At 64.5% G+C, this 15,886-nt stretch carries 21 protein-coding genes; 12 read left to right on the top strand and 9 right to left on the bottom strand.

The window, feature by feature from the left end; translation table 11 throughout:
• Nucleotides 1–9 precede the first annotated feature (9 nt).
• The 8 genes from speD to coxB all read right to left on the bottom strand — a co-directional run bounded on the left by speD (nucleotide 10) and on the right by coxB (nucleotide 6,571).
• Nucleotides 10–519 carry an adenosylmethionine decarboxylase gene (gene speD, locus BXY53_RS04680; RefSeq protein WP_119060722.1) on the bottom strand — a complete coding sequence of 170 codons (510 nt, stop codon included), beginning with the start codon at nucleotides 517–519 and terminating at the stop codon, nucleotides 10–12.
• A gap of 189 nt (nucleotides 520–708) precedes the next feature.
• A complete protein-coding gene (locus BXY53_RS04675; RefSeq protein ID WP_119060721.1) occupies nucleotides 709–1,074 on the bottom strand; it encodes a DUF983 domain-containing protein in 366 nt (121 codons plus the stop codon).
• A gap of 39 nt (nucleotides 1,075–1,113) precedes the next feature.
• Nucleotides 1,114–2,019 (bottom strand): cytochrome c oxidase subunit 3, encoded by a 906-nt coding sequence (locus tag BXY53_RS04670; RefSeq protein WP_119060720.1) that lies wholly within the window; start codon nucleotides 2,017–2,019, stop codon nucleotides 1,114–1,116.
• A 74-nt stretch (nucleotides 2,020–2,093) separates the two neighbouring features.
• Nucleotides 2,094–2,738 (bottom strand): cytochrome c oxidase assembly protein, encoded by a 645-nt coding sequence (locus BXY53_RS04665; protein WP_119060719.1) that lies wholly within the window; start codon nucleotides 2,736–2,738, stop codon nucleotides 2,094–2,096.
• Nucleotides 2,739–2,763: 25 nt separating this feature from the next.
• Nucleotides 2,764–2,967 (bottom strand): hypothetical protein, encoded by a 204-nt coding sequence (locus BXY53_RS04660; RefSeq protein ID WP_119060718.1) that lies wholly within the window; start codon nucleotides 2,965–2,967, stop codon nucleotides 2,764–2,766.
• A gap of 13 nt (nucleotides 2,968–2,980) precedes the next feature.
• Nucleotides 2,981–3,964, bottom strand: coding sequence for a heme o synthase (locus BXY53_RS04655; RefSeq protein WP_119060717.1), 984 nt, complete (start codon nucleotides 3,962–3,964; stop codon nucleotides 2,981–2,983).
• 68 nt (nucleotides 3,965–4,032) lie between these two features.
• A complete protein-coding gene (ctaD, locus tag BXY53_RS04650; protein ID WP_210209146.1) occupies nucleotides 4,033–5,631 on the bottom strand; it encodes a cytochrome c oxidase subunit I in 1,599 nt (532 codons plus the stop codon).
• Between the two features lie 40 nt (nucleotides 5,632–5,671).
• Complete coding sequence (gene coxB, locus BXY53_RS04645; protein WP_119060715.1) at nucleotides 5,672–6,571, bottom strand: cytochrome c oxidase subunit II; 900 nt, start codon at nucleotides 6,569–6,571, stop codon at nucleotides 5,672–5,674.
• A gap of 390 nt (nucleotides 6,572–6,961) precedes the next feature.
• On the opposite strand from coxB, the gene BXY53_RS04640 reads away from it, so the two are divergent.
• The 9 genes from BXY53_RS04640 to hisH all read left to right on the top strand — a co-directional run bounded on the left by BXY53_RS04640 (nucleotide 6,962) and on the right by hisH (nucleotide 13,532).
• Nucleotides 6,962–7,510 (top strand): invasion associated locus B family protein, encoded by a 549-nt coding sequence (locus tag BXY53_RS04640; RefSeq protein WP_119060714.1) that lies wholly within the window; start codon nucleotides 6,962–6,964, stop codon nucleotides 7,508–7,510.
• A gap of 128 nt (nucleotides 7,511–7,638) precedes the next feature.
• The gene (glyA, locus tag BXY53_RS04635; protein ID WP_119060713.1) at nucleotides 7,639–8,955 is read left to right on the top strand and encodes a serine hydroxymethyltransferase; all 1,317 of its coding nucleotides are present in this window, start codon (nucleotides 7,639–7,641) and stop codon (nucleotides 8,953–8,955) included.
• Between the two features lie 123 nt (nucleotides 8,956–9,078).
• On the top strand, nucleotides 9,079–9,567 hold the full coding sequence (gene nrdR, locus BXY53_RS04630; RefSeq protein WP_119060712.1) for a transcriptional regulator NrdR: 489 nt from the start codon (nucleotides 9,079–9,081) through the stop codon (nucleotides 9,565–9,567).
• Entirely contained in the window at nucleotides 9,557–10,747 is a 1,191-nt protein-coding gene (ribD, locus tag BXY53_RS04625) for a bifunctional diaminohydroxyphosphoribosylaminopyrimidine deaminase/5-amino-6-(5-phosphoribosylamino)uracil reductase RibD (protein ID WP_119060711.1), read from the top strand. The genes nrdR and ribD overlap by 11 nt, the downstream gene beginning before the upstream one ends.
• Entirely contained in the window at nucleotides 10,725–11,342 is a 618-nt protein-coding gene (locus tag BXY53_RS04620; protein WP_119060710.1) for a riboflavin synthase, read from the top strand. Before ribD ends, BXY53_RS04620 begins: the two co-directional genes overlap by 23 nt.
• 52 nt (nucleotides 11,343–11,394) lie before the next feature.
• Nucleotides 11,395–11,886, top strand: coding sequence for a 6,7-dimethyl-8-ribityllumazine synthase (ribH, locus tag BXY53_RS04615; RefSeq protein WP_119060709.1), 492 nt, complete (start codon nucleotides 11,395–11,397; stop codon nucleotides 11,884–11,886).
• A 20-nt stretch (nucleotides 11,887–11,906) separates the two neighbouring features.
• Nucleotides 11,907–12,404 carry a transcription antitermination factor NusB gene (nusB, locus tag BXY53_RS04610; RefSeq protein WP_119060708.1) on the top strand — a complete coding sequence of 166 codons (498 nt, stop codon included), beginning with the start codon at nucleotides 11,907–11,909 and terminating at the stop codon, nucleotides 12,402–12,404.
• Nucleotides 12,405–12,423: 19 nt separating this feature from the next.
• Nucleotides 12,424–12,888: a DUF2628 domain-containing protein gene (locus tag BXY53_RS04605; protein ID WP_170144338.1), complete on the top strand. Its 465-nt coding sequence runs from the start codon at nucleotides 12,424–12,426 to the stop codon at nucleotides 12,886–12,888.
• Entirely contained in the window at nucleotides 12,885–13,532 is a 648-nt protein-coding gene (hisH, locus tag BXY53_RS04600) for an imidazole glycerol phosphate synthase subunit HisH (protein ID WP_119060706.1), read from the top strand. The genes BXY53_RS04605 and hisH overlap by 4 nt, the downstream gene beginning before the upstream one ends.
• Nucleotides 13,533–13,565: 33 nt before the next feature.
• Here the strand turns inward: hisH and BXY53_RS04595 are convergent, their stop codons facing one another.
• The gene (locus BXY53_RS04595; RefSeq protein ID WP_119060705.1) at nucleotides 13,566–13,733 is read right to left on the bottom strand and encodes a hypothetical protein; all 168 of its coding nucleotides are present in this window, start codon (nucleotides 13,731–13,733) and stop codon (nucleotides 13,566–13,568) included.
• Nucleotides 13,734–14,002: 269 nt separating this feature from the next.
• Here BXY53_RS04595 and hisA point away from each other — a divergent pair, with 269 nt between their 5' ends.
• From hisA to hisE, 3 genes are read left to right on the top strand one after another with little or no spacing between them, the layout of a single operon-like run.
• Nucleotides 14,003–14,749: a 1-(5-phosphoribosyl)-5-[(5-phosphoribosylamino)methylideneamino]imidazole-4-carboxamide isomerase gene (gene hisA / locus BXY53_RS04590; RefSeq protein WP_119060704.1), complete on the top strand. Its 747-nt coding sequence runs from the start codon at nucleotides 14,003–14,005 to the stop codon at nucleotides 14,747–14,749.
• Nucleotides 14,749–15,525 carry an imidazole glycerol phosphate synthase subunit HisF gene (gene hisF / locus BXY53_RS04585; protein ID WP_119060703.1) on the top strand — a complete coding sequence of 259 codons (777 nt, stop codon included), beginning with the start codon at nucleotides 14,749–14,751 and terminating at the stop codon, nucleotides 15,523–15,525. Before hisA ends, hisF begins: the two co-directional genes overlap by 1 nt.
• Before the next feature lie 32 nt (nucleotides 15,526–15,557).
• Nucleotides 15,558–15,869, top strand: a complete 312-nt coding sequence (hisE, locus tag BXY53_RS04580; protein WP_119060702.1) for a phosphoribosyl-ATP diphosphatase — start codon at nucleotides 15,558–15,560, stop codon at nucleotides 15,867–15,869.
• Nucleotides 15,870–15,886: the final 17 nt, after the last annotated feature.

Below are 15,886 nucleotides of genomic sequence, written 5' to 3'. Positions count from 1 at the left end.
GAAGCCGCTTTAGGCAGCCTCCGCAACTTCCCAGACGTGGCGGCCGCGCAGATGCTCGGTCACCACGACTTGCTCCGGTTCGAAAGCATCGCGCAACACCGGAATCGCAGCATGCGGATCCGCTTCACCGCACATGAAGATATCCAGCGCAGCATAGCCGTATTCCGGCCAGCTGTGGATACTGATATGCGACTCGGCGAGAACAGCTACCCCCGTCACGCCGCCATTGGGCGTGAAATGATGCATGTTGATATGCAGCAGGGTCGCGCCCGCCTCTTCCACGCATCGTCGGAAGGTCTCCTCGACATGCGCGACATCGTCGATATGCTTCGCATTCATCAGATCGACGATGAGATGCGTGCCAGCGAAACGGACTCCGTCCCGCTCGCAGAAATAGTCCTTCCGATCGTCCGCTTCCGTTTCCGCGGAACGAGAGAGTGATTTTTCTTCCGTTTGGGCGGTGCTTGAACCAGGATCCAAGTCCATCCCCAATTGGAAGAGGGCGTCATCGTAAGCCATATGGCGTCCTCCCCAACCAGTAGATGACCGAACACACTGAGTGAACGAGGCAGGGTTCTGCCTGCCTCAAGCGCGAGATTCAAGTGAAAAATTTCTGACCGACAAGGCCCCCTGACCGCCCGGCGCAGATTTTCGCACGGGGCGGGACAAAATGCCACGCAACGGTCGCAAATCCCCCGCTTGTCAGTGTCACGAGCGCTCGGCGCTCTGACCTTCGCCGGCGCTGTGCCGGTATTGCAGGCCGATCAACAGGCCCTTCGTCGGTCGCAGCAACGCCAGCGGTATAAGCAGGGCCAGCGGCAGCCAGACCAGAGCGTGCACCCAATAGGGGGGCTGGTAAGCCAGCTCGGTCCACACTGCGCCGCCGCAGACCAGAAAGCCTGCCAGGAACGACACAAACACGGGAGGGCCGTCGCCCGCGTCCGCAAAGTCATAGCTCAGCCCGCATTTCGGGCATTCGCTGGCGAGCTCAAGAAAGCTCTCGAACAGGCGCCCGACGCCGCATCGTGGGCAACGTCCGAGCGCGCCATTCAAAGCTGGCCGTGTGCTTGCCATTGCCTTCCCGTAAAGCGCCTTTCAGCGCCGTCGCGTCCTCTAGTGCGCGCCTGGCGTGCCTGCGCCCCAAACGTAGATGCTGGCGAACAGGAACAGCCAGACAACATCGACGAAGTGCCAGTACCAGGCCGCCGCCTCAAAGCCAAAATGCTTCTCAGGCGTAAAGTGCCCGGCGAGCGACCGGATCAGCACAACGATCAGGAATATCGTGCCGATGATCACATGCGCGCCGTGGAAGCCCGTCGCCATGAAGAAGATCGAGCCGTAAATGAAGCCCGAGAAATCGAACGCGGCGTGCATGTACTCATAAGCCTGCAGAGCCGTGAAAAGCATGCCCAGCAGGATCGTCAACACAAGCCCCCAGATAAGTCCGCGCCGGTCATTCTGCAAGAGGGAGTGGTGCGCCCAGGTCACGGTCGTACCCGACAACAACAACACCAGCGTGTTGACCAGCGGCAGCCCCCACGGATCGAACGTGGAGACGAAGCGCCCGTCGCCCGTGGCCGCCGGCGGCCATTGTCCCCCCGTCGCCTCGTGACGGCCGACGACGCCGACCATCTGGTCTGTCCCGGGCAGCGTTTCCGCGGCCGGAAACAGCGCCGCGTCGAAATACGCCCAGAACCAGGCGACGAAGAACATCACCTCGGACGCGATGAACAGGATCATGCCGTAGCGCAGATGAAGCTGCACCACCGGCGTGTGCGCGCGCTCGACGACCGACTCGTGCACGACGTCGCGCCACCACCCGATCATCGTGACCAGAACGCCGAGCAGGCCGACGAAGAACATCCACGACCCCTGCACGCCGAGAAGGCCGCCCTGGCCGGTGCGCATCCAGGCGATGGCCCCGAGCGCCAGAACGAAGGCTGAAATCGACCCTACGAGCGGCCAAGGGCTCGGCTCGACCAGATGGTAATCATGCTGCTTGGTATGCGCTTCGGCCATGACGTCGTCTCTTCCCCTATCCTCTCCTGCAGGCGCCGCGCGCCTCTTCTTCTTGGTTGCGTTTTATACCCGCGCTATTGCGCCGCCGCGATCCTTTTCTCGGACCTGCCCTCGGCCGCGCCGGTCTGCGTTTCCCCCTTCATCGGGAAGAAGGTGTAGGACAGCGTGATCTCTTCGATCTCTCGGGCTTCCGGGTCGTCCATGATCGCCGGATCGACGAAGAAGCTCACCGGCATGTCCATGCGCCGGCCCGGCTCCAGCGTCTGCTCGGTAAAGCAGAAACACTGCACCTTGCTGAAGTAGTAGCCCGCGATCTCGGGCGTGACGTTGTACGTCGCCGTCCCTGCCAGCGGCTTGTCGGTCGGGTTGTGCGCCTCGTAGACCGCCAGCGCCGACTCGCCGATCTTCACATCCATCGAGGTCTGGGCAGGCTTGAAGTTCCAGTCCAGCTTCGGTGAGATGTTTGCGTCGAAGCGGATCGTGATCTTCCGGTCGAGCACCTCGGTCGACCCCGCATCCGCGACCTGAGTCGTGCCGCCGTAGCCTGTAACGCGGCAGAACAGGTCATATAGCGGGACCGCGGCAAAGGACAGACCGGTCATGCCGCCCACGATCAGCAGCAGCGGCAGCACAGTTCGGCGCAGGGCGCGCGTGTTGTGGGGGCGCGCCTGCTGTTCCGTTCTGACAGTCTCTCTCGTGTCGTTCCGGTTCTCGCTCATCGCTATTGACCGCCTCTCTTACGCGTCAAAGCGGGCGGTTGGCGACCATCGGCCCCAGCCGCACGATCGTGACAACGAAAAACAGGATCGCCAGCGCAACCAGCACCCAAGCCAGCGCGATCGAGCGCTTGCGCCGGCGCTCGCGGAGAATACGCTCTTCCTCCCGCGCCTGCGCGTCCCGCTCCTCCGCGCGTTCGTTTTCGGCATGGCTGGTCTCGCTCTCCGACATATAACCTCTTTCCCTAGATCGCCCATCCGGCAATGTGATCCACGACCAGCGCGCCGAAGATGCCGAACAGATACAGGATCGAAAACTTGAACAGCCGCCGCGCGGCGCGGTCCGCCGCCGGGCCTTCGCGCCAACGCCAGGTTTCAAGCGCGAGCGCGAGGAGACCCGCCCCCAGCGCGCCGGCGACGATCGCATAGCCAACAGAAGCGAAGCCGAACAGCGTAGGCGCAATGCCGAGCGGCGCCAGCAGCACGCTGTAGATCAGGATTTGCCAGCGCGTTGCGTCTGCGCCCGCGACAACCGGCAGCATCGGCACGCCCGCGCGCTGGTAATCCTGGCTGCGCACCAACGCCAGCGCCCAGAAGTGCGGCGGTGTCCAGAAGAAGATGATGGCGAACAGAACCAGGCTTTCGAGCGAAACCGACCCGGTGACGGCCGCCCAGCCGATCATGGGCGGGAACGCGCCCGCCGCGCCGCCGATCACGATGTTCTGCGGCGTGCGCCGCTTCAGCCACATCGTGTAGATAACGAGATAGAACAGGATCGTACCCGCCAGAAGTGCGCCGGCGACCCAGTTGACCATTGTGCCGAGGCAAAGGACCGAGCCTGCGCCGAGGACAATTCCCAGTGTCAGCACCTCGTCGCGCGAGACGCGTCCACGGGGCAGCGGGCGCTTGGCCGTCCGCTGCATCACGGCGTCGATGTCGGCGTCGTACCACATATTCAGTGCGCCCGCCGCGCCGGCGCCAGCCGCGATCGCCAGCAGCGCGGCAAGGGCGAGCACGGGGTGGATCGCCCCTGGCGCGGCGATCATGCCGGCGAAGGCCGTAAAGATCGACAGCGACATTACGCGCGGCTTGAGCAACAGCCAGTAATCGCGCAACTCGCCGGTTCCGACCGCCTGCGAACGCGCGGGCCCGTGGCGTCCGCTACCAAAGCCTTGCGGCTGCGGCGCCTCCTGGCGCGTGATGTCGAAAGGTACGCTCTGGTCCGTCATGCTTTGCTTTTATCGCGTTGGGGCGGGACCGCGCGTTCACGGTCCCGCCCTGCGTTCCCGTGCGCCGCCTACTTGATGCGCGGCAGCGTCTCGAACTGGTGGAACGGTGGCGGCGAGGACAGCGTCCACTCCAGCGTCGTCGCGCCTTCGCCCCAAGGATTGTCCGCAGCTTTGCGGCCCTGCGCGAAGGCGTGAACCACGCCGATCAGGAACACGATCGCAGCCGCGGCCGAGATGTACGAGCCGATCGAGGATACGTAGTTCCAGCCCGCGAAGGCATCCGGATAGTCCACGTAGCGGCGCGGCATACCCTGCAGCCCGAGGAAATGCTGCGGGAAGAACAGCAGGTTCACGCCGATGAAGGTCATCCAGAAGTGAAGCTTCCCGATGAACTCCGAGTAGTTGTAGCCGGTCATCTTCGGGAACCAGTAGTACCAGGCCGCGAAAATGCCGAACATCGCGCCCATCGACAGCACGTAGTGGAAGTGCGCGACCACGTAATAGGTATCGTGGAGCTGACGGTCGATGCCCGAATTGGCGAGCACCACGCCCGTCACGCCGCCGACCGTGAACACGAAGATGAAGCCGATCGCCCAGAGCATCGGCGTGCGGAACTCGATCGAGCCGCCCCACATCGTAGCGATCCAGGAGAAAATCTTGATGCCCGTCGGCACCGCAATAACCATCGTCGCGAACACGAAGTAAGCCTGGGTGTCGACGCTCAGGCCCGCCGTGTACATGTGGTGCGCCCAGACGATGAAGCCGATCACGCCGATGGCCACCATCGCGTAGGCCATGCCGAGATAGCCGAAGATCGGCTTGCGCGAGAAGGTCGCAACGATGTGGCTGATGATGCCGAACGCCGGCAGAATCATGATGTACACTTCGGGGTGGCCGAAGAACCAGAACAGGTGCTGGTAGAGCACCGGGTCACCGCCGCCGGCCGGGTCAAAGAAGGTCGTGCCGAAGTTGCGGTCGGTCAGCAGCATCGTGATGGCGCCCGCCAGAACTGGCAGCGACAGCAGCAGCAGGAAGGCCGTGACCAGGATTGACCAGGCGAACAGCGGCATCTTGTGCAGCGTCATGCCCGGCGCGCGCATGTTGAAGATGGTCGTGATGAAGTTGATCGCGCCAAGAATCGACGATGCGCCCGCAATATGGAGTGACAGGATGATGAGGTCCATCGCTGGCCCTGGATTCCCCGCGGTCGATAGCGGCGGATAGAGTGTCCAACCGCCGCCAAAGCCCGTTCCGCCCGCAGGCCCCGGCACAAACAGCGACATCAGCAGCAGCGCGAAGGCGAACGGCAGCAACCAGAACGAAATGTTGTTCATGCGCGGGAACGCCATATCCGGCGCACCAATCATGATCGGCACGAACCAGTTGCCGAACCCCCCGATGAGCGCGGGCATCACCATGAAGAAGATCATGATGAGGCCGTGCGCGGACACGAGCACGTTATAGGTGTGCGGGTTCGCGAAGATCTGCATGCCGGGCTCTTGCAGTTCCAGACGCATGCCCACGGACATCGCGCCGCCGATGAGTCCGGCGATGATCGCGAAGATCAGGTAGAGTGTGCCGATATCCTTATGGTTGGTCGAGAAGAGCCAGCGGCGGACGAAGCCCATCTGCTCTTCGTGATGTCCTGTAGCGTCAATGCTCGTCATGTCGCTTGTCGTCCCCTTTCACGATGCGCGAGTGCCGGCGTTACTCGCTCGCGGACGCGAGCCGCGTCTTGGCAGGCACGTCCAGCGGCTCCCCTGTCGCCAAAAGCGTCTCGTCCAAATGCCCCTTTTGTGCATATTCCTGCTTCGCCTGTTCGAGCCAGGCGTCGTATTCCTCCTGCGTCACGACACGCACCGCGATCGGCATGAAGGCGTGGCGCGTGCCACAAAGTTCCGAACATTGCCCATAGAATGTTCCCGTCTCGGTCGCCTTGAACCAGGTGCGGTTCACGCGGCCCGGGATGGCGTCGATCTTTGAGCCGAAGGCAGGCACGGTCCAGTTGTGCATGACGTCAGCAGCCGTCACCAACACTTGCACCGTCTTGTCGACCGGCACCACGACCTCGGCATCCACGGCAAGCAGGCGTGGCTGATCCGGCTGCAGATCAGCATCCTCGACCATGAACGAGCCGAACGAGAAACCCGGCTCGGGATATTCGTATTCCCAGTACCACTGGTAGCCCGTCGCCTTGATGGTCACGTCCGGCTTGGGATAGCTGTGCTGCGCGTAGAGCAGCCGGAAGGATGGGATCGCGATCACGACCAGGATGAGGATCGGCACCACCGTCCACAGAACCTCGAGGGTCGTGTTGTGATGGAATTTCGCCGGCTCCGGGTTCGCACGACGATTGTAGCGGATCATCGCCCAGACCAGCAGGGCCGTGACGAAGACCGTGATGGCGGTGATGATCACGAGCAGCAGGTTATGGAAATCGACCATCTGCTCCATGATCGGCGACGCCGCTTCCTGCAGGTTCAGCCCCCACGGCTCCGGCTGCGCCGCCATTGCAACAGGCGCGGCCAGGATGCTCATCAGCGCAGCAAGCGCACCGGCCCGCGGCAGGCTCCTCAGCGCCGTTTTCAACACAGCCCCGACTCTCATGCTTTCGCGATCTCCCTTGTTCTCCGGCCTGATCGTGCAACGGCTTATCTGCGTTTGCTTTTCTAACTTAACGCACGACGACCGCGTTTGTATCCCCTTGCAATAGCGGCAAAGGCGCGCGCCTCGCAACTATTCAAATTAACGCATCTGTACGTGATCCGGTAAGCCAACCCACCGGGCCGATGGATGCGGCATAACTACGCACCAGCGATCTGATCCAGCGGCGCTCTCCTCCGCAACGTCGCAATTCAGCCGCATTGAGCACGCAGTGACCCGCTCGTGCAAGTGAGGCTTGCGCGCATCGGTTCTGCGCCCTATAGCCGATGCCATTCAAGCCGACACAACGCCCCCGGAAGCCGGGGCGATGTTCAAGCCAACTTTCAGGACGTGATGGACCGTTTGAAAGCGCCAGTGACAGGACGGCTTGCCTTTTCCGCTTTTCTTCTTGCCGTTGCGACGGCCCTCGCGATGGCCGATGCCGGGAATACGCCCGCCAAGGCGCAGTTCAGCCAGAGCGAACTCAAGACCACGGTTGGGGCCTGGCAGGTGCGCTGCGGGCGCCCGCCAGGGGCGCGCGCCGAAAAGTGCGCTCTCGTCCAGAGCGTGAAGGCTGAAGACCGCAAGAACGTCTCGCTCACGATCATCTTCTTGCGCTCGTTCAGCGGGGACAAGAAGCTGTTGCGGGTTGTCGCACCCCTTGGCGTTCTGCTGCCCACAGGGCTTGGACTCAAGATCGACGGCGAGGACGTCGGCCACGCGCCTTTCCTTAAATGTGGACAAGTCGGGTGCGTCGCTGAGGTCGTGGCGGACGACAAGCTGATGGAGAAGATGCGCTCCGGCAAGAACGCCATCTTCATCATCTTTCAGACGCCGGAAGAAGGCATTGGCGTGCCCATTGACCTGACGGGTTTTGGCGACGGGCTGACGCAACTGAACTAGCGTCGCTGGCCCCCCGGGTTGTATCTTTTTGCGGCGGACCGTAAGCTCCCCACACGATGAGAGAGGCGTCGCGCTTCATTCCGGCGCTGAGGACGCCCGATCCCCAACATTTCAGCGAGGAGGCTCCCATGACCGTCAGCGATTTCGAGCCTGAGACGAAGTTTGCCACACCGGAACAGCAGGACTTCTTCACGAAGTCGCTGGCCGAGAGCGACCCCGAAATCGCCGAGGCGATCGGGCTTGAGTTGAAGCGCCAACGCGAGGAGATCGAGCTGATCGCCTCCGAGAACATCGTCTCGCAGGCCGTGCTCGAAGCGGTTGGCTCGGTGCTGACGAACAAGTATGCCGAAGGTTACCCGGGCAAGCGCTATTACGGCGGCTGCCAGTATGTTGATATCGCCGAGAACCTGGCAATCGAGCGGGCGACGCGCCTGTTCGGTTGCGGCTATGCCAACGTCCAGCCGAACTCCGGCAGCCAGGCGAACCAGGCGGTGTTCCTCGCGCTCATCAAGCCGGGCGACACCATCATGGGGCTCGACCTCAGCGCGGGTGGCCATCTCACGCATGGCGCAGCGCCCAACATCTCCGGTAAGTGGTTCAATGCCATCCACTACGGCGTGCGCAAGGAAGATGCGCTCATCGACTTCGACCAGGTCGAGGCGCTCGCTAAGGAACATCGCCCGAAGATTATCCTCGCGGGCGGGTCGGCCTATCCGCGCCAGATCGACTTCGCGCGCTTCCGCCAGATCGCGGACAGTGTCGGCGCCTACCTCATGGTCGACATGGCTCATTTCGCGGGACTGGTCGCAGCGGGCGTGCATCCCAGCCCGTTCCCGCACGCGCATGTCGCCACGACGACAACTCACAAGACTCTACGCGGTCCGCGCGGCGGCATGATCCTGACCGACGATGCCGACCTGGCGAAGAAGTTCAATTCGGCGGTGTTCCCCGGCATGCAGGGCGGTCCGCTGATGCACGTCATCGCCGGAAAGGCCGTGGCTTTCGGTGAGGCGCTGCGCCCGGAGTTCAAGGTCTATTCGCAGGCAGTGATCGACAACGCCAAGGCGCTCGGCGAAACGCTGAAGGGCGGCGGGCTCGATATCGTTTCGGGCGGAACGGATACCCACGTCGTGCTCGTGGACCTGCGGCCGAAGGGCCTGACGGGCAAGGCGGCGGAGACGGCGCTGGGCCGCGCACACATCACCTGCAACAAGAACGGCGTGCCGTTCGACCCGGAGAAACCCACCGTCACCTCGGGTATCCGCCTCGGCTCGCCGGCCGGCACGACCCGCGGCTTCCGTGTGCCCGAGTTCCAGGCCGTCGGCGAGATGATCCTCGAAGTGCTCGACGGGCTTGCGCGCAACGGTTCGGATGCAAATCAGGCCGTCGAGGCCGAAGTGAAGCGCCGCGCGGTGGATTTGTGCGGCCGGTTCCCGATATACTGATTAACGAGACATAACCCGATCCGGGCTGGCGCCTGCTGGCCCGGAGCGTCCTTTGCTAGTTGCCCGGATAACCTCCGTCAAATGCGCCGCAAACCCGGTTTTGACGGCGACAGGGTCGGTCAAATGAGATGTCCGTTCTGCGGAGCGCTTAACACGCAGGTTAAAGATTCGCGTCCTGCCGAAGACAACGGCGCCATCCGGCGACGCCGGTTCTGCGGCGAGTGCGGGGGGCGCTTCACCACGTTCGAGCGCATCCAGCTTCGCGAACTGACCATCATAAAGCGCAACGGCCGCCGGGTTCCCTTCGACCGTGACAAACTGGCGCGCTCCATCCAGATCGCCGCGCGGAAACGGGCGGTCGAACCTGAACGTATCGACCAGCTCGTAAGCGGCATCGTCCGGCGCATGGAAAGCTCGGGCGAGCCGGAGATCAGCAGTCAGCGGATTGGCGAACTGGTTATGGAAGGCTTGAAGACGCTGGATGATGTCGCTTACGTCCGCTATGCCTCGGTCTACAAGAATTTCCGCGAGGCCAGCGACTTCGCAGAGCTGCTAAGCGAGCTCTCGGAGAAGCAGCTCGCGTCGGTGGACGACCACACGGATGAGCGATAACACAAGCGCCCTTGCGGCGTTCACCCACCCGATCGACGACCTTGCCATGCGCCGGCGCACGCCGATGCGTCTGGCACTGCGTTTTGCGCGCGCGCCGTTGGGACAGACCTGGCCGAACCCGGCCGTGGGCGCGGTCGTGACCAATGAGGCGACCGGCGTGATCCTAGGCGTCGGCGGGACGGCGCCTGGCGGGCGCCCCCATGCCGAGGTCATGGCGCTGCGCATGGCCGCGACGGCGGCTCGGGGCGCGACGATGTTCGTGACGATGGAACCGTGCTGTCACTACGGCAAAAGCCCGCCCTGCGTCGAGGCCATCGCGGCGGCGGGCATCAAGCGGCTGATTTACGCCGTGGAGGACCCCAATCCGCTGGTCGCCGGGAAGGGCCTGGACGCCCTGCGCGCGCAAGGCGTGGAGGTGCGCCGCGCAGCAGACACCGACGAAGCGCACTGGATCTCGCTCGGCCATATCCTGCGGATGCGCGAGAACCGGCCCTTCGTTCAGCTCAAGCTGGCGGTCGGATCGGATGGACTGGTGCCACGCGGCGGCGGCAAGCCGGTGTTCGTCACCGACAAGATTGCGCAAACCCGCACCCATCTGATGCGCGCGCGCGCCGACGCGATCCTCGTGGGCAATGGCACGGTAAAGACCGACGACCCGTCGCTGACCTGTCGCCTGCCAGGCCTCGGCTGGCGGTCGCCGGTGCGCGTGGTGCTCGCGCGGCGGGCCGATCTGTCACATGATAGCAAGCTGGCGCGCACGGCAGCGAGCCATCCCGTCTGGGTGCTGCATGGCGTGGACGCGCCGCCGGACAACATCGCGCGACTGCGTTCGATCGGGGTCGAATGCCTGTCCTGCGCGCTGACGCCCGATGGCCGGCTCGCCCCGGGCAGCATCCTCCAGGTGCTGAGCGAGCGCGGCATCACCCGCCTGATGATCGAGGGCGGGCCGGCCGTGGCGCGCGCCTTCCTGGATGCGGGCTATGTCGACGAGATGGCGCTGTTCCGTGGTGCGCGGCCGGCGGGCGCGAACGGCCTTGCGCCATTCCCGCCGGACGGGCTCGACCTGATCCCTTCGCTTCCCCAACTCGTTATCCACGAATCGCGCGAACTCGGGCCGGACCGGCTCGCCCTTTATCGCAACACGCAGCGTATGGACCATGTTCACCGGGATCATCACTGACGTCGGCACGGTCGAGGCGCACGAGGATGGCCGCTTCCGCATCGCCTGCGCCTATCCGGCTGACGACATCGCCATTGGCGCGTCGATCGCCTGCGACGGCTGCTGCCTGACCGTGACGGAGGTCGCCCAGCGCGATGGCGGCGCAGTGTTCGCCGTGGATGTCTCGGCGGAAACGCTCTCGCGCACCACGCTGGGCGACTGGGTGCCGGGGCGGCGGGTCAACCTGGAGCGGTCGCTGCGCCTGAGCGACGAGCTGGGCGGGCACCTTGTCACGGGGCATGTCGACGCTGTCGCCGAGATCGTCTGCGCAACGCGGGACGGTGAGTCGACGCGCTTCGAGATCGAGGTGCCGCGCGAGGTGGCGCCGTTTATCGCGCCGAAAGGTTCGGTCGCGCTCGACGGCACGTCGCTGACAGTTAACGAAGTCAGCGGCACCCGCTTCGGCGTGAACCTGATCCCGCACAGCCTTTCTATCACCACCTGGGGCGAAAAACGTGCGGGGGACCGCTTAAATCTGGAAATCGACCTGCTGGCGCGTTATGTAGCGCGTCTGTTGGAGGCGCAGAAACAGGGCCTGACAGGGGCGAGCGCCTGAGCGACGTCGGTCCTGACCGCCAGCAAACCGCACGGCCGGAAAGACCATACCCATGAGCGCACAATCGCCCGGCAACGGGCAGCAAGCGCCCGCGATCCTGATCGTGGAAGCGCGGTTCTACGAGGACATCGCCGAGGAGCTATACAATGGCGCGGCTAGGGAGATCGCAAGCCGGGGCGGCACCTGCGAGCGCATTTCCGTTCCCGGCGTGCTGGAAGTGCCGCAAGCCGTTTCGGTTGTTCATCGCGCCGGCCTGCTGCCGATGCGCACGCATGCCGGCGGCTATGACGGCTGTATTGCGCTTGGCTGCGTCATCCGGGGCGAGACATCTCACTATGATATCGTGGCCGGCGAGAGCGCCCGCGCGCTCATGGATCTGGCCGTGCAGCACGCCATCCCGATCGGCAACGGCATCCTGACCGTGGAAAATCATGCGCAGGCAATGGAGCGGGCGAAGGTAGACCGGCGCAACAAAGGCGCAGACGCAGCGGCGGCGTGCATGGACCTGATTGCCCTGTCCAGGCGTTTGCATGTGACCCAGTAAGGTTCCCAGGCGAAGCCACGATGTCGGACCCCGCCAAACCGTCCCGAAAACGCGCGCTTTCGCGCAGCGCCGCGCGCCTCGCAGCCGTGCAGGCGCTCTATCAGATGGATGCCACCCGGATCGGCCTTGATGAGGTGATCGCCGAATTCGGCAAATACCGATTTGGCCTTCGTGACGGCCTTGGCGACCGCGCCGAGGGCGAGGTGCCTGCCGAACCTGATGAGGCCTTCTTCGCTGATCTGCTGCGCGGCGTCGTGCGCCAGCAGGATGAAGTCGACGGGCTGATCAGCGGGCATCTGCCGGAAGGCTGGCGGCTCAGCCGGCTGGACAGTACGCTGCTGGCAATCCTCCGCGCGGGCACCTATGAATTGATTGCGCGCAGGGATGTTCCGTTTAAGGTGGTAATCAACGAATACGTGGACATCACCCATGCCTTCTTCGCGGGTGAGGAGCCCGGCCTTGTCAACGGTATCCTCGACCGGCTGGCGCACGAGCTGGGCCGCGCGCATGGCAAATAACACGCACTGAGGATTGAGAGTGGCGGTCTACACGGTTCACGCACCTGACGAGAGCCAGCTCCAGACGACAGGCGATCTCGGCACCTATACCGAGCGCTTTGTGTTCATACCCGAGAGGTTCTCGCTGCTGGCAACGCTGTTCGCCCTGCCCTGGCTGCTCGTCCACCGTCTCTGGCTGGCCTCGCTGGGCTTCGTGGCGTTGGTCGTCGCACTCAACCTGATCGGCGCAGCACTCGGGCTGAACCAGCAGACGCTCGGCTTCTTCAGCCTCGCGCTTTCGGTGATCGTGGGGTTCGAGGCGCACAATCTGCGCCGGCTGTCTCTGGAGCGATCGGGCTATAGGCTGGCTGGCGTCGTGTCGGCATCGAGCCGGCAGGAGGCCGAGCGCAAGTTCTTTAGCGAATGGCTGCGCGAGCGGGGACAGGCGCTGGAAGCGCGCATCCAACAGCAAACCGGTAACGGCGAAGCCGCCGCAACGGCATGACGCTTATCATCGACTACGGCTCCGGCAATCTGCACTCAGCAGCGAAGGCGTTCGAGCGCGCCGCGCGCGAGACCGGCCTGTCCGCGCCGGTGCGTATCTCCAGTGACCCGGAAGAGGTGCGCCGCGCCGAACGCATCGTGCTGCCAGGGGTAGGCGCCTTCGCCGACTGTCGCGCCGGACTGGAGCGCATCGAGGGAATGCTGGAGGCGCTGGAGGAAACCGCGCGCCGTCGCGCCCGGCCATTCCTCGGCATCTGCGTGGGCATGCAGCTCATGGCCGAGCGTGGACTGGAGCATGGCGACTGGCCGGGGCTGGGCTGGATTGCCGGACCGGTGCAACGCATCGCGCCGGACGACCCGTCGCTGAAAATCCCGCATATGGGCTGGAACACGCTGGAGACACCGCACCCGCACGCGCTGTTCGAAGGCATCCCGACCGGGCCGGACGGCTGGCACGCCTATTTCGTCCACTCTTACGCGATGACGCCCGAAAACCCGGAGGTGGTGATCGCCACGACGGATTACGGCGGGCCGATCGTCGCCGCGGTGGCGCAGGACAATGTGGCCGGCACGCAGTTCCACCCGGAGAAGAGTCAGAAACTGGGCCTCAGGCTGATTGCCAACTTCCTGCACTGGTCGCCGTGACCAAGCCGTGCCGCCAAGGCCTGACGAGCGAACCTACACTACCATCTGGAACACCAGCCCCGCCAGCATCGCGCCGATCAGCCCGAGCAGGAAATACGCCGCGAACACGCGCGGCTTGACCAGCGACCAGACCGCGGCCATCGCCGGGACCGAGCTGACGCCGCCCGCGATGATGAAGGCCATCGCCGCTCCCATGCTCATCCCCTGTTCGGTCAGCCCGGCCAGCAGCGGCGGCGCGTCAATCAGCGCAGCATTTGAATTGTGCGGGGCCGCGTGCCGGACAGGCGGAACAAGGCCTCGAATCGGCTTTATTTTCGCGCTCGCTTGGGTTAGGTAACGATACGAGTTGACCTCTGACCAATCAGCGGCCGATGCGCAATGTTCAAGACCTTAAGCGCATTGCGTGCCGCCGTGATTCTCGAAACACGTTGCGCGTGACCGCCGGCTGGTTGCCAGAACCAAGAGGCGCCATGATCCTTTTTCCCGCCATCGACCTCAAGGACGGCCAATGCGTGCGCCTGCGCCGCGGCGAGATGGATCAGGCCACGGTCTATGGCGACGACCCGGCCGCGCAGGCCCGTGCTTTCGCCGATGAGGGGTTCGAATACCTGCACATCGTCGATCTGAACGGTGCGTTTTCGGGCACGCCGGTGAACGCCACCGCGGTCGAGGGCATCCTGGAGGCCGTGGACATTCCGGTACAGCTTGGCGGCGGTATCCGCGATATGGCGGGCATCGAGGCGTGGCTGAGCCGCGGCATCCGGCGCGTGATCCTCGGCACCGTGGCGGTGCGGGATCCCGATCTGGTCAAGGACGCCTGCCGGCAGTTTCCGGGCCGCATCGCGGTGGGCATCGACGCACGCGACGGCAAGGTCGCCATCGCCGGCTGGGCCGAGACCAGCGAACTGAGCGCGGTCGATCTGGCACGGCGCTTCGAGGATAGCGGCGTTGCCGCCATCATCCACACCGACATCGCGCGCGACGGGATGCTGGAAGGGCTGAACCTGGCCGCCACCCGCGAACTGGCCGAGGCGGTGGACATCCCCGTGATCGCCTCGGGCGGGCTGGCCGGAATGGAGGACATAGAGCGGCTCCTGCGCCCGGAAAACGCGAAGCTTGCCGGTGCGATCGCAGGCCGGGCGCTTTATGACGGCCGTCTCGACCCGCGCGCCGCGCTCGCGCGCATGACCGCAGCCGAACAGGAGCGCGCCAGCTAATGCTCAAGGTCCGCATCATCCCCTGCCTCGACGTCAAAGATGGCCGCGTCGTCAAGGGCGTGAACTTTGTGGATCTGCGCGACGCGGGCGATCCGGTGGAAGCCGCCACGGCCTATGATGCCGCCGGCGCGGACGAGCTCTGCTTCCTCGACATCACCGCCAGCCACGAACAGCGCGGCACGATCCTCGACGTCGTCCAGCGCACTGCCGAGCGCTGCTTCATGCCGCTCACCGTGGGGGGCGGCGTGCGCACCGCTGAAGATATCCGCAAGCTGCTGGAAGCCGGCGCAGACAAGGTCTCGATCAACACGGCCGCGGTGAAGAACCGCGACTTCGTGCGCGAGGCCGCCGACAAGTTCGGGCGCCAGTGCATCGTCGTTGCGGTGGACGCCAAGAAGGTTTCAGGCCCGGGTGAGCCGGACCACTGGGAAATCTTCACGCATGGCGGGCGCAATCCGACCGGCATCGACGCGGTGGAATACGCGCGCGAGGTTGTCGAACTGGGCGCGGGCGAAATCCTGCTGACCTCGATGGACCGTGACGGCACCCGCGCGGGCTTCGACATCGCTTTGACCCGCGCGATCAGCGACGCGGTGGAAGTGCCCGTGATCGCCTCTGGCGGCGTGGGCACGCTCGATCACCTTGTCGAAGGGGTGAAGGAGGGCGGCGCGAGCGCGGTGCTGGCAGCGTCCATCTTCCACTTTGGCGACCACACCATCCGCGAGGCGAAGCAGCACATGGCCGATGCCGGCATCGCCGTGCGGCTGGACGACTAACCCGCACCCAATGCAACAACGGGGGTTGTGACATGGCGGACGACACACTGTCGCAGTTGGCACGCATCATCAAGGAGCGGCGCGAGGCCTCCGCGGAGTCCTCGTACACGCGCACGCTGCTCGATGCCGGGCCGGCCTATTGCGCGCGCAAGATGGGCGAGGAAGCGATCGAGACGGTGATCGCCGCCTTGCACGACAGCGACGATGCGCTCAAGCTGGAATCCGCCGATCTGCTTTATCATCTGCTGGTCCTCCTCGAGGCGCGGGATATTCCGTACGAGGATGTCATGGCCGTGCTCGCCCAGCGCATGTCTGCGCCCACGCCAGCAGGCCCGCAGGAATAAGGCGTAACACCGGCGCA

It is taken from the genome of Dichotomicrobium thermohalophilum (assembly GCF_003550175.1).
In the GTDB taxonomy this organism is placed as follows: Bacteria; Pseudomonadota; Alphaproteobacteria; order Rhizobiales; family Rhodomicrobiaceae; genus Dichotomicrobium; species Dichotomicrobium thermohalophilum.
This window is presented reverse-complemented; position numbering and strand designations above follow the sequence as displayed.

What these genes read in the sequence shown, in the direction of transcription:
- speD (WP_119060722.1), bottom strand. Translation starts at nt 519, where the DNA reads ATGGCTTACGATGACGCCCTCTTCCAATTGGGGATGGACTTGGATCCT.
- hisH (WP_119060706.1), top strand. Translation starts at nt 12,885, where the DNA reads ATGACGCTTATCATCGACTACGGCTCCGGCAATCTGCACTCAGCAGCG.
- ribD (WP_119060711.1), top strand. Translation starts at nt 9,557, where the DNA reads ATGAGCGATAACACAAGCGCCCTTGCGGCGTTCACCCACCCGATCGAC.
- nusB (WP_119060708.1), top strand. Translation starts at nt 11,907, where the DNA reads ATGTCGGACCCCGCCAAACCGTCCCGAAAACGCGCGCTTTCGCGCAGC.
- hisF (WP_119060703.1), top strand. Translation starts at nt 14,749, where the DNA reads ATGCTCAAGGTCCGCATCATCCCCTGCCTCGACGTCAAAGATGGCCGC.
- BXY53_RS04665 (WP_119060719.1), bottom strand. Translation starts at nt 2,738, where the DNA reads ATGAGCGAGAACCGGAACGACACGAGAGAGACTGTCAGAACGGAACAG.
- ribH (WP_119060709.1), top strand. Translation starts at nt 11,395, where the DNA reads ATGAGCGCACAATCGCCCGGCAACGGGCAGCAAGCGCCCGCGATCCTG.
- BXY53_RS04640 (WP_119060714.1), top strand. Translation starts at nt 6,962, where the DNA reads ATGGACCGTTTGAAAGCGCCAGTGACAGGACGGCTTGCCTTTTCCGCT.
- BXY53_RS04655 (WP_119060717.1), bottom strand. Translation starts at nt 3,964, where the DNA reads ATGACGGACCAGAGCGTACCTTTCGACATCACGCGCCAGGAGGCGCCG.
- BXY53_RS04670 (WP_119060720.1), bottom strand. Translation starts at nt 2,019, where the DNA reads ATGGCCGAAGCGCATACCAAGCAGCATGATTACCATCTGGTCGAGCCG.
- nrdR (WP_119060712.1), top strand. Translation starts at nt 9,079, where the DNA reads ATGAGATGTCCGTTCTGCGGAGCGCTTAACACGCAGGTTAAAGATTCG.
- glyA (WP_119060713.1), top strand. Translation starts at nt 7,639, where the DNA reads ATGACCGTCAGCGATTTCGAGCCTGAGACGAAGTTTGCCACACCGGAA.
- BXY53_RS04620 (WP_119060710.1), top strand. Translation starts at nt 10,725, where the DNA reads ATGTTCACCGGGATCATCACTGACGTCGGCACGGTCGAGGCGCACGAG.
- coxB (WP_119060715.1), bottom strand. Translation starts at nt 6,571, where the DNA reads ATGAGAGTCGGGGCTGTGTTGAAAACGGCGCTGAGGAGCCTGCCGCGG.
- hisA (WP_119060704.1), top strand. Translation starts at nt 14,003, where the DNA reads ATGATCCTTTTTCCCGCCATCGACCTCAAGGACGGCCAATGCGTGCGC.
- BXY53_RS04660 (WP_119060718.1), bottom strand. Translation starts at nt 2,967, where the DNA reads ATGTCGGAGAGCGAGACCAGCCATGCCGAAAACGAACGCGCGGAGGAG.
- BXY53_RS04675 (WP_119060721.1), bottom strand. Translation starts at nt 1,074, where the DNA reads ATGGCAAGCACACGGCCAGCTTTGAATGGCGCGCTCGGACGTTGCCCA.
- hisE (WP_119060702.1), top strand. Translation starts at nt 15,558, where the DNA reads ATGGCGGACGACACACTGTCGCAGTTGGCACGCATCATCAAGGAGCGG.
- BXY53_RS04595 (WP_119060705.1), bottom strand. Translation starts at nt 13,733, where the DNA reads ATGAGCATGGGAGCGGCGATGGCCTTCATCATCGCGGGCGGCGTCAGC.
- ctaD (WP_210209146.1), bottom strand. Translation starts at nt 5,631, where the DNA reads ATGACGAGCATTGACGCTACAGGACATCACGAAGAGCAGATGGGCTTC.